This is a genomic window from Acinetobacter sp. VT 511, from assembly GCF_001077515.1.
Taxonomy (GTDB): Bacteria; Pseudomonadota; Gammaproteobacteria; order Pseudomonadales; family Moraxellaceae; genus Acinetobacter; species Acinetobacter schindleri.
Map to the genome: position 1 here is coordinate 43830 of NZ_LFRE01000062.1, position 19575 is coordinate 63404.

Below are 19575 nucleotides of genomic sequence, written 5' to 3' on the forward strand. Positions count from 1 at the left end.
ACGCCCAGTTTTTATTACCGTAACTTGTCATGCAACTTTCTGATTTTAGCTTTGATCTCCCAGATGAGCTGATTGCTCGCTATCCGCTTGAACAACGTAGTGCTTCTCGCCTTTTACACCTCGATGCTGAAGGTCAATACCATGACCACCAATTTACCGACATTCTGGATTTATTGAATGAAGGTGATTTGCTGGTTCTGAACGATACCAAGGTGATGAAAGCCCGCCTGAAAGGTAAACGTGCTTCAGGTGGTGCAGTTGAAGTTCTGGTTGAACGCATGATGGATCAGTTCATCGCGCACTGTCACATTAAAGCCAGCAATACACCGAAAGCCGGTGCTGAAGTGTTTATTGGCCCGGATGCCGTTAAAGTGACTGTTCAAGGCCGTCATGAGAATCTGTTTGTTGTGGAATTCTCCCAGCCGATTTTAGATGTCCTGGATCAATACGGCGCCCTGCCTATTCCACCTTATTTCAACCGTGAAGCGGAAGAGATTGATACTTTACGCTATCAGACGGTCTTTAACGATCCGACTAAAATTGCCAGCGTTGCCGCCCCGACCGCATCATTGCACTTTGACGAAGATTTATTGAAAAAACTCGAAGAAAAAGGCATTCAAAAAACGTTTGTGACCCTGCATGTTGGCGCAGGTACATTTTTACCCGTGCGCACCAGTGATATTGAAAATCACATCATGCACAGTGAATGGTGTCAGGTCTCTGATGAATCCATGGCCCTGATCAAAGCTACGAAAGAACGTGGCAATAAAGTCATTGCTGTCGGTACCACAGCCACACGCGCAACTGAAAGTGCAGCTCAGGCCAATGGCGGTGAACTCAAAGGCTGGACCGGTGATACCCAGATTTTCATTTACCCGGGTTATGAGTTTAAAGTGGTTGATCGTTTGATTACCAATTTCCATTTGCCTGAATCTACCCTACTGATGCTGGTCTCAGCGTTGTCAAATCGTGACAATATCCTGAATGCCTACAAACATGCCGTAGAAAGCAGATACCGCTTCTTCAGCTATGGTGATGCCATGCTGATTGATCAGGCCAAATAATTACAGGACCCATCTATGCCGATCGATGCAGTGCAACGCTCCATTCATATTCGTCGTAAAAAAAATGAAGTGGTGTTTAAAAATATCGATCGGCTGTGGCACTTATCAAGTGATGCCAAAAGCCATCAGGACATTCTTAATGGCTTGCATCCATGGCAAGGTTCAATTTCTCTAAAGTTTGAAAACACCCTGCCGTGGTTCCTGGCACTCTTTGGCTTGATGCAAGTATTCAGCCTTATCATTGCACCGCACAATTTCTGGCTGCAATGCAATTTTGCCTTGGGTTTTGGCATGTTGTTTTGGGCCTATCTGATTTATGAGCAAGAGCGCTCCATCAATGATGTGATTGAATATTTAGAAGAACGTGTGCTGACGCATAAATATCATCTCCACTTTCAACAACAGCCACAGCATATTTCAATGCCACTTAATCCTCGGCAATTTATTGGCAATTTAAAACGCCTTTTTCCTGTGTTCGAACGTGGCTCATTACGCAATGACATCTCACGTTATGCCAGCACCACATGGTTAGATGAAAATGAGCAAGAACACCAAGTCTTGTTGTTTGAATACCACTATGTAGATGAAATTAAAACCATCGACAAAAATGGCAATACCGTCAAACTCATTGAACAACATAAAAATTTGTGGGGTGCATTTGTCTTTGATGTCTCTGTGCAGGGGCTTGCGATTAGCACATCAAGACGTCCATTCCCCTCACCTTATCGCCATCCTTGGCATAGCAGTGATATACGCACCAATCAGCGTTTAAAATTTTATGGCACAGATCCCATGCAAATGGCCAAACAGCTCAGCCCGGGTTTTGTGCTCCGATTAAGTCAATTTTTCCAATACCGTGAAGGCGATCTTATTTTTCATCCCCAACAACGTGTGCTGTGCTATTTAGGGCCACATGACATTTTTAATGCGCCTGAACGCAAGCAAAATATCCAGGATATTTCTGCATTGCGTGGACATCTGAGAACGTTTAAATTAGTAGAACTGGAAAAGCTGCAAACTGACCTGATTCAGTTTTTAAAATAATTATTTTCTCTGGGGACTGCTTTTATGGGATTTGTTGTTTTTGTCATTATCCCGATTCTGCTGATTGTTGCCATCATCATGATCCGTAACAGCATCGTACGTTATCATAATGCCACAATTCGGGCATGGTCTGATGTTGCCAGCTATGAACGGCAGAAACTGAAAATTCTAGATGGCCTGCAACCTTTGGTCGAACAGTATTCCAGTTTCGAAAAAGGCACGCTGGAGAAAGTGACTGAACTGCGTCAGAACATCATGAACCTGAATATTAAAGATGCCGATATTGGGCAATTACAACGGATCGAAAGCCTGAACCAGGAGCTGATGCATAACCTGAATGTGGTGATCGAAAACTACCCTGAATTGAAAGCCAATGAAATTTATCTAAAAATGATGAACGAAATTGAAGAACAGAATGAAAATGTCGGTGCCGCAATCAGTATCTATAATCGTAATGTTGAACTGTTTAATAACCAGATTCAGGTTTTCCCGCATAATATAATCAATAACATGCTGCTACAAAAGAAAGCTGTGCGTCCTTTCCGCGATCAGGCGGTGACCCAAAGTTTTGACTATCGTCCGAATTTTTAAACCCTGACGTATATTTATGCGATGATAAGAAATACCCAACTGCCTTAGCGATGAATCAGGAGATTCCAGCTAAGGCACTTTGCTTCAGAATAAAAATAAAGAATTAAAACTATGCTAGATCATCTCGATACCTTAAAGGAAGTCCTGATCAAGGAGTTTTATCAACTCTATGATCATTATAGTGACGACGGAATATATGCCTGTAGCCTGGTCTTTGACGAGTTTCTGCGAGTGGATTACCTCGCCATATCAACCGAACGCAGTATTTTTAATGATCAGGAAGATCGTGCACAGTATCTGTCTGAAACTGAACGCTGGAATGTAGCGAAATGGCGTTACCGTACCGTCCATAGCTCTAATAACGGTATGACGCAGTTTCGTGCACTGCTGGACAGCTATTTCAAGAACCAGCATAGTTTCGGCAACCCTTTGCTGGAACATAGCAAGACCGATCAGGCCAATACACTGGATGTACTGTTAAAGCTCTTTCAACAGGCACGTGATGCTTTAGAACAGGATTATGGCCTGGACTTAAACCGGATTGTGTTTTTTATCCATATGCCAACACAGCCACAAATAGAATTTCAATCGGCTATTTCTCTAAATCCGGAAAGTCCATTAAGACAACAGTTTCTGTTCAGCAAACAGCCTGCAAATCAACCTGCTATGTCAAAGTCATTTAAGCTAAACCAGAACGATAAAGATCTGCTGATTGATCTGGCGCAGCTGGTCAAGTTAGAAGCTTATGATTATTTACATGTTGCCCATCAGGCCTATTTACTAACGCTGGAACCGCATTTTGTCGATGCCAATCTTTATATCCAGAAACTGATCCAGCATATCGCAGCAATGGCAACTGAGATTGATGGCAGTTGTGCCATGACACAGGCGGAAATTCAGGAGCGCATCCGCCAGTTTGAACGTTAGATCGCAAACTTATTCTTCATTTTTCATTCATACAGGCAACATAAATAAACAGCCCGGACTGGATGGAGCGCTGGCGTTTACGGTCAGAATCAAGGAAAATAGCCGGTTTTAGCATTAACAATCAGCGAACTGTTTTTTCGCCTTGATTTGGAACTCCTATGAAGTTTGAAAAATTAGCGCAGTCGGGCCGTGCCCGTCGTGGCCGTTTAACGCTTGAGCATGGCGTGGTTGAAACCCCAATGTTCATGCCGGTGGGGACTTATGGCACGGTAAAAGGCATGTTGCCTCGTGACATTAAAGAAATTAAGTCTCAGGTAATTCTGGGCAATACCTTCCATCTGTACCTGCGTCCAGGTCTGGATGTCATCCGTGAACATGGTGGTCTGCATCAGTTCATGAAATGGAACAACCCGATCCTGACCGATTCTGGTGGCTTCCAGGTGTTTAGCCTCGGTGCGATGCGTAAAATCAAGGAAGAAGGCGTGACCTTCCGCTCGCCGATTGATGGTTCTAAAGTATTCCTGTCTCCTGAAATCTCGATGGACATTCAGCACACCCTGAACTCTGACATCGTGATGATTTTTGACGAATGTACGCCTTATCCGGCAACGCATGAAGAAGCACAGAAATCGCTACAACTGTCTTTACGTTGGGCCAAACGCTGTAAGACTCAACATCACGACGTACTGAAAAACCGCAATGCCCTGTTCGGGATTATTCAAGGCGGTATGTACGAAGATTTGCGTGATGAATCCTTAAAAGGCCTGCTTGAAATTGGCTTTGATGGTTATGCCATTGGTGGTCTGTCTGTTGGTGAACCGAAAGAAGAAATGATCAAGGTGCTGGATTATCTTCCAGAGAAAATGCCGGAAGACAAACCACGTTACCTGATGGGTGTCGGCAAACCGGAAGATATCGTGGAAGCAGTACGCCGTGGTGTCGACATGTTCGACTGCGTAATGCCAACCCGAAATGCACGTAACGGTCATTATTTTGTGACCGGCGGTTTAGTACGTATCCGTAACGCGAAATACCGTCATGACCAAAGTCCGCTTGATCCAGCCTGCGATTGCTACACTTGCCAAAACTTTAGCCGTGCCTACCTGTTTCACCTGGAGAAATGCGGTGAAATGCTAGGTTCTATGCTGGGTACGATTCATAACTTGCGCTATTACCTGCGCCTGACTGAAGCGATGCGCGAAGCACTGGATCAAGGCACATTCGAGCAATTTGTTGAGGACTTTTATGCCCGCCGTGGCATGCAAGTGCCGCCTTGTCCTGAAGATTAATCTTTCAGTATTTGCGCTAAAGAAAAAGACAAGGTAAATTGCAGAACAAGTCAATTTATTATCATTCAGTTAATTAACCATTTTTAGTTTAGGAAAATGTAAATGAGCCTATTTATTTCGACTGCTCACGCTGCAGGTGAAGCTGCACAACAACCAAGCCTGATGGCGAACCTTTTGATGATTGCGGTATTCGTAGCAATCTTCTATTTCCTGATCTGGCGTCCTCAATCTAAACGTGCCAAAGAGCATCGTGCACTGATTGAAAGTCTGGGTGTTGGCAGCGAAGTGGTATTTGCAGGCGGCTTAATGGGCAAAATCACAAAAATTGAAGGTGACTTTGCTGTGGTTGAACTCAACCGTGGCGTGGAAGTAAAAGTTCAGCGTGCGAGCGTGGTCTCAGTACTTCCTGAAGGCACTTTAAATAACATTTAATCAAAAGTAGTCGTGCTCCCTGCACGACTTTTTAATTTTAAGAAGAAAACAAATGCGTTACCCAGCATGGAAATATGTACTGATCCTGGTTGTCCTGGTGATCAGTACATTATATGCCCTGCCTAGTTTGTATCCAGATGAACCTGCCGTACAGATTTCGGGTGCCAAAGCCGGCACTCAGATCGATGCGGGCATCGTACAAAGGGCAGAGCAATTATTAAAAACTGAAAATATTGCAACTCATGACAACAGCTTCAGCAACAATGCGGCCTTACTTCGTGTTGATTCTAGCGAAGCACAGCTCAAAGCCAAGGAAGCACTGCGTCGCGGCCTGGGCGATGATTATGTTGTAGCATTGAACCTTGCACCAACAACGCCAGAATGGCTGCAAAAAATTGGCGCCAAGCCAATGAAGCTGGGTCTGGATTTGCGTGGTGGTGTTCACTTCCTGCTAGAAGTGGATATGGACAAGGCGATTGCGCAGCGTATGGAAACATCGGCAACTGACCTGCGTCGTCAATTACGTGATAACAATCTGAAATTCAACAGCCTGACCCTCAGCAACAACACCATTACCATGCAGTTTGCCAATAATGATGATCGTTCTGCGGTAATGGACTTTCTGCGCCGTAATGACAATGAGTTCACCCAGCAGGCTGTAGCGACGGCTACCGGATCTACCCTGCGCCTGAACTATACCGATGTGCGTAAGCAGGAAATTGAAAGCTATGCAGTCAACCAGAACTTAACCACACTGCGTAACCGTATTAACGAGCTAGGTGTGGCTGAAGCACTGGTACAAACTCAGGGCAGCAACCGTATTGTGGTTGAACTTCCTGGTGTTCAGGATACTGCTGAGGCAAAACGTGTCCTTGGCCGTACTGCAAACCTCGAGTTCCGTCTGGTCTCAGATCTGAACGATCAATATATTGATCCATATACGGGTCAGGTAACAGGTACATTACCCCCTGGTACTGAAGCATTTGCTTATGAATCTCTGGACAGCGGTCGTCAGTTATTGCTGAACCGTACCCGTATTCTGACGGGTGAACGTGTTCAAAATGCTTCAAGTGGCTTTAGCCAGGACACTGGTGGTGCTGAGGTGAACATTACCCTCGATGCTGCGGGCGGTAAGCTCATGTCGGATGCCACACGTAATGCCGTTGGCAAACGTATGGCTGTACTGTTCATCGAGAACAAGCAGAAGATCAGCTATGTTGAAGATCCTGCAACAGGTCAGCAAACTGAAGTTCGTACGCCATATACCGAATCTGTGGTAATTAACGCGGCAACCATTCAGGCGGTATTGGGCTCTCAGTTCCGTATTACCGGTCTGGATTCTCCACAGGAAGCATCTGAACTTGCCTTGATGTTACGTGCCGGTGCACTGGCCGCGCCAATGTACTTTGTTGAAGAACGTGTGATTGGTCCAAGTCTGGGTCAGGAAAACATTGATAAAGGTGTATTGTCTACCCAAATCGGCTTTATCTTGGTGGCGATTTGGATGGTCGTGTTCTTCCGTCTGTTTGGTGTGATTGCCAACTTTGCGCTGGTATTTAACCTGGCGATGATCCTGACAGTCATGTCATGGATTGGTGCTTCGCTTACCCTTCCAGGTATTGCCGGTATCGTGATTACCATTGGTATGGCGGTCGATGCCAACGTCCTGATCTGTGAGCGGATACGGGAAGAAATGAAGTGGGGGGCCTCGCCGAAACAGGCGATTGTGGCCGGTTATGACCGGGCCTATAACACCATTTTCGACTCGAACTTAACCACGTTCCTGGTGGCGTTCATTCTGTTCGCGATTGGTACCGGCCCGATCAAAGGCTTTGCCGTGACCCTGATGATTGGTATTGTCTGCTCGATGTTTACAGCAATTACTGTAACTCGTGCGATTGTACAGATCATCTATGGCAAAAAACGTAACTTGAAAAAGTTGAGCATTTAAGGAGATCACTGATGACTGAGAATACTCAACCTAATTCAAAACAATACGGCCGCCCAGATCACGAACGTGTTATCCCGTTTATGAAAATTGCTTTGCCTGCGGCATTGTTTTCAATTTTATTAACGGTTGCCAGCATCTTCTTTATTGCCACTAAAGGCTTGAACCTGGGTCTGGACTTTACTGGTGGTGTGGCAGCAGAGCTGAACTATACCAATCCGGTTCAGCCAGAATCAGTTACTCAGGCGCTGAGTCAAGCTGGTTTTAATGATGCTGTGGTACAAACCTTAGGCTCAGATCGTGACCTGATGGTGCGTATGCCTGTTCAGGAAGATGTTGAAGCGGAAGATTTGACCAAAGCCATTACCACAGCAGTTCAGCTGCCAGGTAATGCAGCTGAAGTACCAAAAGTTGATGTGGTTGGTGGTCAGGTCGGTAATGAGCTGTACGTGCGTTCTGCAGGTGCGGTTGCCCTTGCCCTGCTGCTGATGCTGGTTTATGTCACCATCCGCTTTGAATTCAAGCTGGCGATTGGTGCAGTACTGTCCTTGTTCCACGATATCGTGGTGACACTGGGTATCTTTGCCATGATGCAATGGCCATTCGACCTAACCGTACTGGCAGCGTTATTGGCGATTATCGGCTTCTCACTCAACGATAACATCGTGGTCTCTGACCGTATTCGTGAAAACTTCCGTAAAATCCGTGGTGCTGAACCATTGGAAATCATCAATATTGCCTTGACTGAAACTTTACGTCGTACCATTCATACCTCTATGACGTTATTGCTGGTAGTCGTAGCCATGATGATCATGGGTGGTGATGGTTTGAAATGGTTCTCGATCGCAATGTTTGTTGGTGTTTTTGTAGGTACCTATTCATCCATCTATATCGGTACAGCCTTTGCTTTATGGCGTGGCCTGAACCGTCAGGATTTCATTGTGCAAGTGAAACCTGAGTTTGATGAAGAAAACGAAATTCCATAATTTCAGCCTTCTTTTAAAATATGAAAAGCCCATCTACAGATGGGCTTTTTTTATCGCCGTTGAATCTGTTCTGGATGCAGGATGGCGATCACTACCTCAGCTTGCTGAACGTCCTGTTTCTGAAAACGAACCTGACGTTTGCCATCCAGACTTTGACATTGTAACTCCTGCTCAGTTTCTCGCTGTAATTCTAAAATTAAACAGAATTTATTGATGAACTGTATGCAAAGCCAATCAGCTGTTTGAGCTGACTGCTGACGGTCACATAGCAACCACCAACCCGATTTTAGTGTAGGTGCATAGGCTTCACCATTAATCTGTATCGCATAGTGATTCGCCTGCAACTGAATAGTAGGCTCTATTTCATAATGAACAGCATTCAGAGGCTTTAAGCAAAACAGTTCCTGCTCCACCGCCTGCATGCTATATAAATGAGGAACCAGAGTATTTTTTACTTGTTCTATCTGAAGCTCTTGCTGATCCAGACTCATAGATTTCAAGCCGAGTTGCTGTTCCAGTTCCCGAGCCGCCTTTTCTCCAATCTGGCGCTTGCTATTCAGCAACTGAGCGACATAAGTCGCAGACAGGCCATAATATTCACAGATCTCTTTGCCTGTTTTAAAGCGCTGACTGGCAATCCATTGATCAATGATCCTGCTCAGATTTTCCCGTCTACGTTCAAATAGTTCTGTCGTACTCATCGCAATTGGGTGACTTCATTTTTATTAAGTGCTACTGAGCACCTTACAATAAAAAAGCCCACCAATAAATGGCAGGCTTTTCTAGACAAATTAATCAGTAGATTTAATTACCTTGTACCAAACGACGGGCACTGATAATCCCTGGCTGCTGTTCTAATCGAGCCAGCAGTTTGGACAGCTGGGCCAGACCTTTGACTTCGATCAATAGTTTCATATTGGCAATACCATCAGCTTCTGAAATAGTATTTACCTGACGGATATTGATCTGATCAGAGAAGATCACTTGCGTCAGATCTTTGAGCAGACCGCGGCGGTCATAAGCTTCTACTACAATCTGGACACTCTGACCACGGGTTGGCTGCATTTCCCAATCAGCTTCTACCGCACGTTCTGGTTCCTGCGAAATCATACGCACATAATCCGGACAAGCAACCTTATGGATGCTTACTCCACGATTGAGCGTGATATAGCCCCCAATCGACTCGCCATGTACAGGCTGACAGCATTGCGCCACATGTAGTTCAACATTGTCTAAGCCATCAATCAGAATACCATGAGCAGACAAAGTATGACTGGCACGTGGATTCAGCGCCGGCTTCAGTACCAGTTCAGGTTCATCCTGATCCAGGTGCATATGGCGATTCACCTGATTGATCAGCGCATGCAGGCTGATATCGCCATTTACGATACCAATCAGAATGTCTTCGCCACTCTTCACATTAAAGTGATTGCAATAGTCACCCAAATCGATCGATTTCGGGTGGATTGCCAGACGTGAAAGTTCTTTATTCAGAATTTCACGGCCAACTTCCAGATTCTTGCTACGATCCTGCTGACGGAACCAGTGACGTAACTTGTCACGTGCACGTGCAGTCTTGATATAACCAAGCGAGTTCACCAGCCAGTCACGGTTTGGCTCACGGTCTTTTTTGGTCAGAATCTCGACCTGTTCCCCGGTTTTCAGAGTATAAGTCAGCGGCACATAGCGCTGGTTCACTCGTGCGGCATAGCACTTGTTACCCACTTCGGTATGGACATGATAGGCAAAATCCAAGACTGTTGAGCCACGCGGCAATTCTTTAATATCTCCATCGCGGCTAAACACATAGATTTTCTCAAAGCCTTCAAAGTCTTGAATCTGTTCAAAATTCTCAACTTCTGCCTCAGAATCTTTATGTGCACTGGCATCATTACGTTCCTGGTAATGCTCCAATACGGCACGTAAAGAATGCAGGCGATGGTTAAAGGAATGGTCTGTGGTTTTTGCCCCTTCCTTATAGTTAAAGTGTGAACATACTCCTAACTCTGCCTCTTCGTGCATGTGATAGGTACGAATCTGCACTTCAAGCGATTTGTTTTCTGCAATTACGGCAGTATGCAGTGAGCGATAACCATTGGCTTTCGGATTGGTAATATAGTCGTCAAACTGGTGCGGAATATGACGCCAGATCTGATGTACGATACCTAAAGTGTGATAACACTCAGGTACTGAATTTACCAGGACACGTACAGCACGGATATCATAGAGCTGATCAAAACTCAGATCCTTACTCTTCATTTTTCGATAAATCGAATAAATGTGTTTGACCCGACCGGTAATTTCGGCCTCAATGCCATGCTCAGCCAGTTCACCACGCAACTTGTCGATCACAAACTGAATATAATGTTCACGCTCCAAGCGCTTTTCATTCAGTAAAGAAGCAATTTCTTTATAACGTTCTGGTGCCAGATAACGGAAGGCCAGATCTTCCAGCTCCCATTTCAACTGGGCAATACCAAGACGATGGGCAAGTGGCGAATAGATGGTCAGAATTTCGCGTGCAACACGTTCCTGACGGTCTCGAGGTGATTTCGCCAGTTCACGCAATGCATAGGTACGCTCGGCCAACTTGATCAGTACCACACGGACATCTTCGGTGACTGAGATCAGCATCTTGTAAATGCCGGTCAAATGCTCACGCTGGTTATTGTTGAAATGGTCTTCCAGACGTTTGTTATTTTCAATCAGCTCGGACAGCTTACCCATCGACAGAGTGCCTTTCACCAGGCCATGTACACTCTCACCGAATTTCTCCAGTACGTCTGCAAGCGGTGTGACACCTTCACGTACCGAACGATACAGCATGGCTGCAGACAAGGTATCTTCATCAACATGCAAATGGGCAAGGATATCCGCCATCTCAATACCGGTATAGAAAGTATTGGAGCGATGCTGAACCGTGGTTTCTAACTCATTTTCTAAAGTGAGATGGGCGACTTCTTCGAGCTGTTTTAATGGGGCCCCATCTAATATGCCGCGTACACGATCTAACCATTCGGTCATATCCTGCAGGGCTTGATCGGCATGTTCTACAGTCGCCTCCTGTGACAACTCATTCAGTCGCCCAGGCAGCTGTTCACGTACTGTGACCATACCATTCTCCTACTTTTATATACATCATCTCTTTAATCGTTTATTTAATTTTCTTTTTCGAACAAGGCAATCGACTCAACATGGCCCGTATGTGTGAACATATCCATCACACCGGCCCTGCTCAGACGATACCCCTGTTGTACCAGCAATCCAGCATCTCTGGCTAGAGTTGCCGGGTTACATGATACATAAACGATTCTTTTTGCACCAAACTTAGGAATATATTGCATCACTTCTTCTGCGCCTGAACGAGGCGGATCAATTAGTAATGCATCAAAACCCTGATTTGCCCAAGAATGATGCGAAAAATCCTGGGTTAAATCCTGCGAATGGAATGAAAGTTGTGCAATACCATTTATTTTGGCATTTTCCGCACCACGTTGCACCATTTCTTCACTACCCTCAACCCCTACGACGCTTCCACTCGCACCAACACAGCGCGCCAATGGCAAGGAAAAGTTTCCTAATCCGCAAAACAGATCCAGAACACGCTCTCCTGGTTGTAGTCGTAGCAAATCACATGCCAGACGTATCATCTGCGGGTTTACTGTGGAATTGACCTGGGTAAAATCTAGCGGATCAAAGCCAAACTCAACATCAAAATCATCCAGACGGTAATGCAGCCGCGCAGGCAATTGCGGTTGATCAATACGCGTCAGTTGGTTTTGACCTGCTGGCTGAATATAAAGCTGCCACCCCTTCTGTAACGCAAATTCGCGTAATTGGTTGACATCCTGTTCAGGTAATTGTGCAGTTTCACGAACTACTAATGCGATTTCCTGATCACCCATGGCCAATTCTATATGACCAACGTCAGCCTTACCATTTAGACTTTGGAGCAATTGTTTAAGACGTGTAACCGAGCCAAACTCCTGATCCAGAATCATGCAGCGATCAATCGAAGTCAGCTTGTTACTTTGGCTTTCACGGAATCCCACCACCAGCTTGTCTTTACCAGGTAAATAGCGTACGCCAATACGGGCTTTACGACGGTAATCTTCGCGCTGTGAACGCAATGGCGCTAGCCATTCATCCGGCTGAATCCCGGCAAAATGTTGCAGATGCGATTTCAGCACATTCTGTTTAAGTTCAATCTGTGCATCCGGAGCGATATGCTGCATATTGCAGCCACCACAAATCCCAAAATGTGGACAAGGGGGCTGTATGCGAATTTCTGATGCTTCACTCAACAATTCAAGCGAGTCAGCTTCTTCCAGCTTTTTCACTTCACGGGTGATTCGGGCACGCACTGTTTCACCGGGCAGTGCATAACGAATAAAAACTTTTTTACCGTGCTTGTCCGCTGGATGGTCCGGATGTGAACCATAGTGAGCAATGCCACGCCCCTCGTGCGATAGTGACTCAACCTGGAAGATGTATTCGGGTTGCTGCTTGGGCCGTGGTTGAGCTCGATGTTTCATGAAAACCTAATGTGTGGAGATGGGAAAATCAAATTGAGTAAATTCAGTCCGTCGTGACGTTTCACGCCAGACCGATAAAAAGTCCGCATGCTGCGGTTGCGTTTGCAAATACTGGATCGTGCTTTGTAACAGATGTTGATAATCAGGCAGCAATAACTGTCCTTTTAACAACAGCCAGCGAATATAGACTAGCCAGGTATTCAGGACATCACCTTCACAATAGCTGGTGAGCTTGTCCCATTCCTGATTACGCACATATTCAGGCACATGGTAGCCACCATCGCCACGCTTGCCTGGATAACCGAGCAAATGCGCAACGTCATCCAGTTTCTGGAAATGACGGGCATGAAACATGGCCATCACATCCATCAAATCGACATGACGCTGATGGTAGCGGTTCTGATAGTTATTATAGCGCTTTTGCGTATCAATTTCGCCCTGATCAAACAGACTTGGCGCAGACAAACCATGGTACATGGCCCGGTAAAGAATCACGGGCAGATCAAATTGTGAACCATTCCAACTCACTAGGGTTGGATGACGCTTATCAAAAATCGATAAAAATTTTCGTAAAATTTCAGCTTCTGAATTCTGTTCCCGGCTAAAGGAAAACAGTTTCATGCCCTGCTCATCAATCCACAGTCCGGAAATACAGACAATTTCATGTAACGGCAGACGCTGAAAGTCAGAACCCGATTCCTGACGACGCAGTTTGGTCAGGGCCTGATCCAGGCTTTGTTCCGGCAGGTCCAGGCCAAACAGATGTGCGCCTGACTTAAGATCGGTCTGGGTTTCAATATCAAACGTTAAAACAGGCAAGCGCATAAATTGATTACTCAGGAATTATTCAGGATCTTGTACAGAGAATAAACCTGTAGACAGATAACGGTCACCACGGTCACAAATAATGCACACGATTACGGCACCTGGATTTTCTTCTGCCAGCTTGATCGATGCCCAGACTGCACCACCGGAAGAAGTTCCAGCACTGATCCCTTCTTTTTGTGCCAGCTTGCGCATGGTTTTTTCAGCTTCAATTTGTGGAATATCGATAATACGATCCACACGGCTACGGTCGAAAATGGTTGGCAGATACTCTTCTGGCCAGCGGCGGATCCCCGCAATACTTGAACCGTCAGAAGGTTGTAAACCAACAATCTGAATATCTGGATTCATCTCTTTCAGGTATTTAGATACCCCCATAATAGTACCGGTCGTACCCATCGAGCTGACAAAGTGAGTGATCTTGCCACCCGTTTGCTGCCAGATTTCCGGACCAGTGGTCAGATAATGCGCTTCAACATTGTCCGGATTACCAAACTGGTTTAGGACCAGGCCTTTGCCTTCGTTTTGCATTTGCAGTGCCAGATCACGTGCACCTTCCATGCCTTGCTCTTTGGTCACTTCAATCAGTTCGGCCCCGTAAGCACGCATCGCATCCTTACGTTCCTGACTCATGTTATTCGGCATGATCAGCTTCATTTTGTAGCCGCGCATTGCCGCAACCATCGCCAATGCAATCCCTGTATTTCCACTCGTCGCCTCAATCAGGGTGTCACCCGGCTTGATCTGACCACGCTTTTCCGCCTGCATGATCATGTTATAGGCCGGACGATCTTTCACCGAACCTGCAGGATTGTTGCCTTCGAGCTTTGCTAACACTGTCGCTTGAGTGTGATTTGCCAGACGCTGTAGACGTACCAGTGGCGTTTTGCCTACATAGTAGTCCAGTAAAAATTCGTCTGCTTGAAAATCAGGGGTTGTATTACTCATTATTTGCACCTATGTCGAGGTGCGGCTATTGTATGAAAATTTGCATTTCCCTGCACCCATTTAGCCAGTCTTTTTCAGAAAACCGATTAAAACTCGTGCAGCATTGTCTAAAAATTAAAAAACATTTTTCTGTCAGTAGTTTATTTGTAAATTAAACGCTGTTATTTCAATATTTCTCAGGTCAATTTCAGATTTAAAGGCTTTCATTTCTTAGCATTTTATACGTTATCTATTTGAATTTTTTTCATATCCAGATTTATTCTTAAAAAGTCTGTTTGATTTGGTATTGCGAAAAATCTTGATGAAATTTTAACTGAAGATTTAAAGCGTGCTAATATGCGGAGCATAAGGAAAACACTGCTTGAATCATGTCAAATATCAATAAAAAGCTGTTTAAACGCCTACACTTAAATCATGCCTATGGCCAGTTGATTGCCCTGATCTTTGTGCCAATTACAATTTTGGCTTGTGTGGGTGCAGCACTGGTTTTGACAGAAACCTCCAATGCAGCCCGTGCCCAGCAAAAACAGATGGCGATTGCCATTCTGACCCGTTTTCAGGCCACTTCTGAATCTGCGCTGGATATTGTCAATTACTCCCCCTGGCAGTATGAACAGGCACGCAATGCCATGCAAAACATGCTCAATGAAAAGCATCTGGTTCGTGCTGCAATTCTGGATCCTCAAGGCAAAAACCGCCTCGGTATTGGTTTTCAGGACCAGGCACCTTGGCCAAAGTTCAAGCTGGAAGCTAGTTTTGTTGGCCCGATTGTCAATCAGAATAATCACATTTTTGCGGTTCGCATTAATGACAATACGGGCAGTCCGGGCTGGCTTGCGATTGAGCTGGACAATCAGCCCCTCGAAATTGCCCGCTACCGCGTGATGATCGTATTGATTGCTACCGGCCTGTTGACTTTGTTGCTACTTTTATTGTGTCTGAATTTCTACTCGCGCCGCTGGATTGCGCCGATGTATGAAATTCGCATGCAGTTACAACGCCTGAATGCGGATACTTTGGATCAGCATATGGTCATCAACAGTACTGGTGAACTGCGCCTGTTACAGCGCGATATTGCCAATGTGGTAAAACGGCTGCATTTCAGTTTTCTGGAACTGCGCGAACATACTGAACAGACCGAAGATGACTTGCGCCGCACCCTCGACACTCTCGAAGTGCAGAACATCACCTACCGTCAGGCCCGTGACCAGGCGATTTCTGCCAATCAGGCCAAGTCAGTATTTTTAGCCAATATTTCACATGAATTACGCACCCCATTAAACAGTATTGATGGCTTTATTCATTTGCTGCTGCGTCAGGGTAATTTAAGTAATGAGCAGAGTCTGTATTTACAAACCATCCGTAAATCATCGGCGCATCTGCTGGCCCTGATCAATGACGTGCTAGATTTTTCCAAGATTGATGCCGGTAAACTAGAACTTGAAACGGCGCTGTTTGATCTGGAAGAAGCGATTTTTGATGTAATGGACATGCTCTCGCCACTGGCAGCGCAGAAGCATATCGATATGGCCTTCTACTATGCCGACAATGTACCAAAATGCGTCAATGGTGATGCACTGCGCTTTAAGCAGATTTTGACTAATCTGATTTCCAATGCGATCAAGTTTACACCGGATGGTGAAATCATCGTGCGGGTACGAATGGAACACGATGATATCGGGCAATGTCTGCTGCATTTTAGCGTACAGGATAGTGGTATCGGCCTCAGCGGCACTGACCGCAAGAAGCTTTTTGAATCCTTCTCTCAAGGCGATACCTCAGTTACACGTCAGTTTGGTGGCACTGGACTGGGTCTGGCGATTTCCAAACAGCTGGTCAGTTTGATGCATGGCCAGATCGGCTTTGAAGATAACCAGGAACGCGCTCCGACCGAGAAAGGGTCAACCTTCTGGTTTACCGCCCAGTTCCTGGTCGATGAAGATGATGTGATCGAACATCCAGACTTTAGCAATCTGACTGTGGTCTCTTATCTGGCACATCCAGCGACGGCGAATGTACTGCGTCATTATCTGGAAAACTATAACGTGAAGCATACCGAGTGTGCTTCGATTCTGGATCTGTTTAGCCGTCTGAATCATCTAAAAACTACGACTGAAAATACCTGGCTAATCGTTGATCATAGCGGTGACAGTCAGGCCCTGCTACAAGAAATTCGTGCGCGTTATCATGGCAATCTGGCAGTCTATGGCTATCAGATGCAGCTTGATCCAAACATGCTGAATGAATACCGTGCCCGTGCGCTCTACCAGCCACTTAGCCGTAGTGCACTGATTCAACTCCTGAATAACCAGCCCGTATTCGATCAAGAGGTTCATGAAGACTTTAATGGTCAAGGGCTGCATATATTGGCAGTCGATGACCATTTACCCAACCTGATTGTACTGGAAGCGCTATTGGGTGAACTGAATGTCACCACGACCAAGGCCACTAGCGGTCAGGAAGCGATTGATATTATCCAGCAACGTCATGAAGAAGGTTTAAGTGCATTTGATCTGGTATTTATGGATATTCAGATGCCGGTAATGTCCGGCATGGATACAACCCGTGCCATCCGCTCGCTGGAATCCACCTTTGAAAACCATCGACGTTTGCCGATTATTGCCCTGACTGCACATGCCCTGTCTGATGAAAAGCATAAATTGCTACAGGGTGGCATGGATGATTATGTCACCAAGCCCATTCAGATTGAACAGATCATCCAGATTCTGACTCAATGGACCACGGAAAATTTCCGCAAGGCACCCATGCTAGAACGTGCGAATGTCATTGATGCTCTGGATAGCAATATTCTGGACTGGCAGCAAAGTCTGCAACTGGCTGCCAATAAGGAAGATCTGGCCGTAGATCTGTTGAGAATGCTGGTCGACAGTTTTGAAACTGAACTCAGTGAAATAGAACAGCTGATTGAACTGGAAGATTTTCCACAACTGGAACATGTACTGCATCGGCTCTACGGCGCGACACGTTATGTGGGTACGCCGAACCTGCAACAGCTGACAGGCAGTTTTGAACAGTTTGTTTCTACCCTACGTAAAGAACGCCGCAAAGCTGATGAAGCCTTTGTTCAGGAGGTGATGAAACGCCTCGATGAGCTTAAAGCAGGCATTGGCCAGGTGGAACAGGCTGCACAACAGGTGCTAAATAAGCATATGATCTAATGCGCAAGTTAAGGACAATCACAAAGCGTGACTTAAGTGTCATGCACGTGATCTAACGCACATGCTATGCTCAGGGCAATAAAAATGAAGGGTTTAGCCATGTCACTGGTTCGTTTAGAAAAAAATAATGGAATTGCTACGGTGAGTTTAAACCGTCCGGACAAACGTAATGCCATGAGTTTTGCGCTATTGCGTGAACTTGTTGCAACCGCCAACACGATCAAAAAGGATAAAAGTATCCGCTGTGTCATTCTGACAGGTGAAGCACAGGTCTTTAGTGCCGGGATTGATCTCGCTGATTTAAATAATCCAAAAAATCGTGCCTATGCAGCCTGGGAACTGCTGCGTCCGGGTCAGAGTCTATTTCAGAAAGCATTTTTGATCTGGCAAGAATTACCGGTTCCCGTGATTGCAGCTTTGGAAGGCTATTGTTTTGGTGCAGGCATGCAGCTGGCACTGGCAGCAGATATTCGGATTGCTCATCCACAGACTCAAATGTCAATTATGGAAAGCCGTTGGGGCTTAGTACCAGATATGGGTCTGAGTCGTTCGTTAAAAGGCTTAATCAGTCTGGATCTAGCCAAAGAACTGACACTGACCGCGCGTATTTTTGACGGTAACTATGCCAAGCAGATCGGCCTGATCACTCATGTAGATGAGCAACCTCTAGCAAAAGCACAAGCCTTGGCTGAAGAAATGTTGCAGCGTTCTCCAGATGCTTTAATGGCGTCTAAATATGTGCTGGATGCCATGGAACATCAACCAAACAAATCCTTACGTATGGAAAAAATCTGGCAGTTAAAATTACTCCTCGGCAAAAACAGCCAGTTGGCACGCAAGAAAGACAAGAATCCAGAAGTCCAGTTCCAGCCTCGCCAGTATTCATAAGATCATCATCTCAGTAGATATCGGATAGCATCATGCAGTTTGATCAAACCACTAAAATCGCATTTCTTGGTATGGGCCTGATGGGTAGCCGTATGGCCAGCCGGCTGATTCAGGCAGGCTTTGAAGTTGCTGTCTGGAACCGTACTGCTTCTGCTTGTGATGCATTAATTGCTCAAGGTGCACAGTTATTGCAGCTTGATCAGATTGCAAATTATCCGGTAGTTCTCATCTGTCTGGCGGACGATTTAGCCGTCAAAGCAGTGTATGAACAGATTGAGCCTTATCTGGTTGCACAACAGGTGATTGTAGATTTCTCCAGTTTATCTGTGCAGCAGACGTTAGAACTGGCACAACGTGCGCAGGCCCAACAGGTGATCTGGATTGATTCTCCAGTTTCTGGCGGTACTGCCGGTGCTGAACAAGGCAGTCTTGTGGTCTTTGCCGGCGGTGATGAACAGACTATTTCTTCTTTAGCTGCAATTTACCAAGTCCTCTCCCAACGCGTGACTCGCATGGGTGACTCAGGTACAGGACAAGCGACGAAAATCTGTAATCAGCTGATTGTCGCGGCAAACAGTACACTGATTGCCGAAGCTGTGGCACTGGCTGGACGTGCTGGAGTAGATACCACCCTGCTTGCCCCAGCGCTGGCCGGTGGTTTCGCGGATTCAAAACCGTTTCAGATTCTGGCACCGCGTATGGCCACCCAGACCTTTGAACCGGTGCAATGGAAAGTTCAGACCTTGTCCAAAGACCTTAATAATGCAGTACAGCTTGCAGCAGCATATGCGCTGAATATTCCGGTTGCTTCTCAAGCTTTATCTCAGCTCAAGGCTCATCAAGAGGCTGGCTATAGCGAAACGGATCTGGCGACTGTCATTCAACACGTTCAATAACTTCATTTTCACGATTATTTTTA

The 19575-nt window shown here is 45.7% G+C and carries 16 protein-coding genes; 11 read left to right on the plus strand and 5 right to left on the minus strand.

Translation table 11 applies throughout. The features are described 5' to 3' along the window. Positions 1–29 precede the first annotated feature (29 nt). The 8 genes from queA (at position 30) to secF (ending at position 8281) form a co-directional block, all read left to right on the plus strand. Entirely contained in the window at positions 30–1064 is a 1035-nt protein-coding gene (gene queA / locus ACS72_RS09595) for a tRNA preQ1(34) S-adenosylmethionine ribosyltransferase-isomerase QueA (RefSeq protein WP_048881974.1), read from the plus strand. A gap of 15 nt (positions 1065–1079) precedes the next feature. Continuing rightward, on the plus strand, positions 1080–2108 hold the full coding sequence (locus ACS72_RS09600; RefSeq protein WP_048881975.1) for a hypothetical protein: 1029 nt from the start codon (positions 1080–1082) through the stop codon (positions 2106–2108). Positions 2109–2132: 24 nt separating this feature from the next. Next, positions 2133–2699 (plus strand): LemA family protein, encoded by a 567-nt coding sequence (locus ACS72_RS09605; RefSeq protein ID WP_048881976.1) that lies wholly within the window; start codon positions 2133–2135, stop codon positions 2697–2699. Between the two features lie 111 nt (positions 2700–2810). Then, positions 2811–3626: a DUF4303 domain-containing protein gene (locus ACS72_RS09610; protein WP_048881977.1), complete on the plus strand. Its 816-nt coding sequence runs from the start codon at positions 2811–2813 to the stop codon at positions 3624–3626. A 158-nt stretch (positions 3627–3784) separates the two neighbouring features. Next, a complete protein-coding gene (gene tgt, locus ACS72_RS09615; RefSeq protein WP_004816067.1) occupies positions 3785–4915 on the plus strand; it encodes a tRNA guanosine(34) transglycosylase Tgt in 1131 nt (376 codons plus the stop codon). Positions 4916–5017: 102 nt separating this feature from the next. Further along, positions 5018–5347 (plus strand): preprotein translocase subunit YajC, encoded by a 330-nt coding sequence (yajC, locus tag ACS72_RS09620; RefSeq protein ID WP_048881978.1) that lies wholly within the window; start codon positions 5018–5020, stop codon positions 5345–5347. Positions 5348–5399: 52 nt separating this feature from the next. After that, a complete protein-coding gene (gene secD, locus ACS72_RS09625) occupies positions 5400–7298 on the plus strand; it encodes a protein translocase subunit SecD (protein WP_048881979.1) in 1899 nt (632 codons plus the stop codon). 8 nt (positions 7299–7306) lie between these two features. Next, a complete protein-coding gene (gene secF / locus ACS72_RS09630; RefSeq protein WP_171249859.1) occupies positions 7307–8281 on the plus strand; it encodes a protein translocase subunit SecF in 975 nt (324 codons plus the stop codon). A 50-nt stretch (positions 8282–8331) separates the two neighbouring features. Here secF and ACS72_RS09635 read toward each other — a convergent pair whose 3' ends face one another. The 5 genes from ACS72_RS09635 to cysM form a co-directional block, all read right to left on the minus strand. Beyond that, positions 8332–8982: a hypothetical protein gene (locus ACS72_RS09635; RefSeq protein WP_004891409.1), complete on the minus strand. Its 651-nt coding sequence runs from the start codon at positions 8980–8982 to the stop codon at positions 8332–8334. A gap of 103 nt (positions 8983–9085) precedes the next feature. Beyond that, positions 9086–11395 carry a bifunctional (p)ppGpp synthetase/guanosine-3',5'-bis(diphosphate) 3'-pyrophosphohydrolase gene (locus tag ACS72_RS09640; RefSeq protein WP_005223232.1) on the minus strand — a complete coding sequence of 770 codons (2310 nt, stop codon included), beginning with the start codon at positions 11393–11395 and terminating at the stop codon, positions 9086–9088. Positions 11396–11439: 44 nt separating this feature from the next. After that, complete coding sequence (gene rlmD / locus ACS72_RS09645) at positions 11440–12816, minus strand: 23S rRNA (uracil(1939)-C(5))-methyltransferase RlmD (protein WP_008304938.1); 1377 nt, start codon at positions 12814–12816, stop codon at positions 11440–11442. A gap of 6 nt (positions 12817–12822) precedes the next feature. After that, the gene (locus ACS72_RS09650; RefSeq protein ID WP_008304936.1) at positions 12823–13641 is read right to left on the minus strand and encodes a 3'-5' exonuclease; all 819 of its coding nucleotides are present in this window, start codon (positions 13639–13641) and stop codon (positions 12823–12825) included. A gap of 18 nt (positions 13642–13659) precedes the next feature. Beyond that, positions 13660–14589 carry a cysteine synthase CysM gene (gene cysM, locus ACS72_RS09655; RefSeq protein ID WP_004891398.1) on the minus strand — a complete coding sequence of 310 codons (930 nt, stop codon included), beginning with the start codon at positions 14587–14589 and terminating at the stop codon, positions 13660–13662. A 368-nt stretch (positions 14590–14957) separates the two neighbouring features. On the opposite strand from cysM, the gene ACS72_RS09660 reads away from it, so the two are divergent. The 3 genes from ACS72_RS09660 to ACS72_RS09670 all read left to right on the plus strand — a co-directional run bounded on the left by ACS72_RS09660 (position 14958) and on the right by ACS72_RS09670 (position 19552). Then, a complete protein-coding gene (locus ACS72_RS09660; protein WP_048881981.1) occupies positions 14958–17768 on the plus strand; it encodes an ATP-binding protein in 2811 nt (936 codons plus the stop codon). A 99-nt stretch (positions 17769–17867) separates the two neighbouring features. Further along, positions 17868–18656, plus strand: coding sequence for a crotonase/enoyl-CoA hydratase family protein (locus ACS72_RS09665; RefSeq protein WP_026056767.1), 789 nt, complete (start codon positions 17868–17870; stop codon positions 18654–18656). Positions 18657–18688: 32 nt separating this feature from the next. After that, on the plus strand, positions 18689–19552 hold the full coding sequence (locus ACS72_RS09670; RefSeq protein ID WP_048881982.1) for an NAD(P)-dependent oxidoreductase: 864 nt from the start codon (positions 18689–18691) through the stop codon (positions 19550–19552). Positions 19553–19575: the final 23 nt, after the last annotated feature.

Coding starts and splice junctions, on each gene's coding strand:
- ACS72_RS09605 (WP_048881976.1), top strand. CDS start 2,133: ATGGGATTTGTTGTTTTTGTCATTATCCCGATTCTGCTGATTGTTGCC.
- ACS72_RS09635 (WP_004891409.1), bottom strand. CDS start 8,982: ATGAGTACGACAGAACTATTTGAACGTAGACGGGAAAATCTGAGCAGG.
- queA (WP_048881974.1), top strand. CDS start 30: ATGCAACTTTCTGATTTTAGCTTTGATCTCCCAGATGAGCTGATTGCT.
- ACS72_RS09640 (WP_005223232.1), bottom strand. CDS start 11,395: ATGGTCACAGTACGTGAACAGCTGCCTGGGCGACTGAATGAGTTGTCA.
- ACS72_RS09665 (WP_026056767.1), top strand. CDS start 17,868: ATGTCACTGGTTCGTTTAGAAAAAAATAATGGAATTGCTACGGTGAGT.
- cysM (WP_004891398.1), bottom strand. CDS start 14,589: ATGAGTAATACAACCCCTGATTTTCAAGCAGACGAATTTTTACTGGAC.
- ACS72_RS09670 (WP_048881982.1), top strand. CDS start 18,689: ATGCAGTTTGATCAAACCACTAAAATCGCATTTCTTGGTATGGGCCTG.
- ACS72_RS09660 (WP_048881981.1), top strand. CDS start 14,958: ATGTCAAATATCAATAAAAAGCTGTTTAAACGCCTACACTTAAATCAT.
- rlmD (WP_008304938.1), bottom strand. CDS start 12,816: ATGAAACATCGAGCTCAACCACGGCCCAAGCAGCAACCCGAATACATC.
- ACS72_RS09600 (WP_048881975.1), top strand. CDS start 1,080: ATGCCGATCGATGCAGTGCAACGCTCCATTCATATTCGTCGTAAAAAA.
- tgt (WP_004816067.1), top strand. CDS start 3,785: ATGAAGTTTGAAAAATTAGCGCAGTCGGGCCGTGCCCGTCGTGGCCGT.
- yajC (WP_048881978.1), top strand. CDS start 5,018: ATGAGCCTATTTATTTCGACTGCTCACGCTGCAGGTGAAGCTGCACAA.
- ACS72_RS09610 (WP_048881977.1), top strand. CDS start 2,811: ATGCTAGATCATCTCGATACCTTAAAGGAAGTCCTGATCAAGGAGTTT.
- ACS72_RS09650 (WP_008304936.1), bottom strand. CDS start 13,641: ATGCGCTTGCCTGTTTTAACGTTTGATATTGAAACCCAGACCGATCTT.
- secD (WP_048881979.1), top strand. CDS start 5,400: ATGCGTTACCCAGCATGGAAATATGTACTGATCCTGGTTGTCCTGGTG.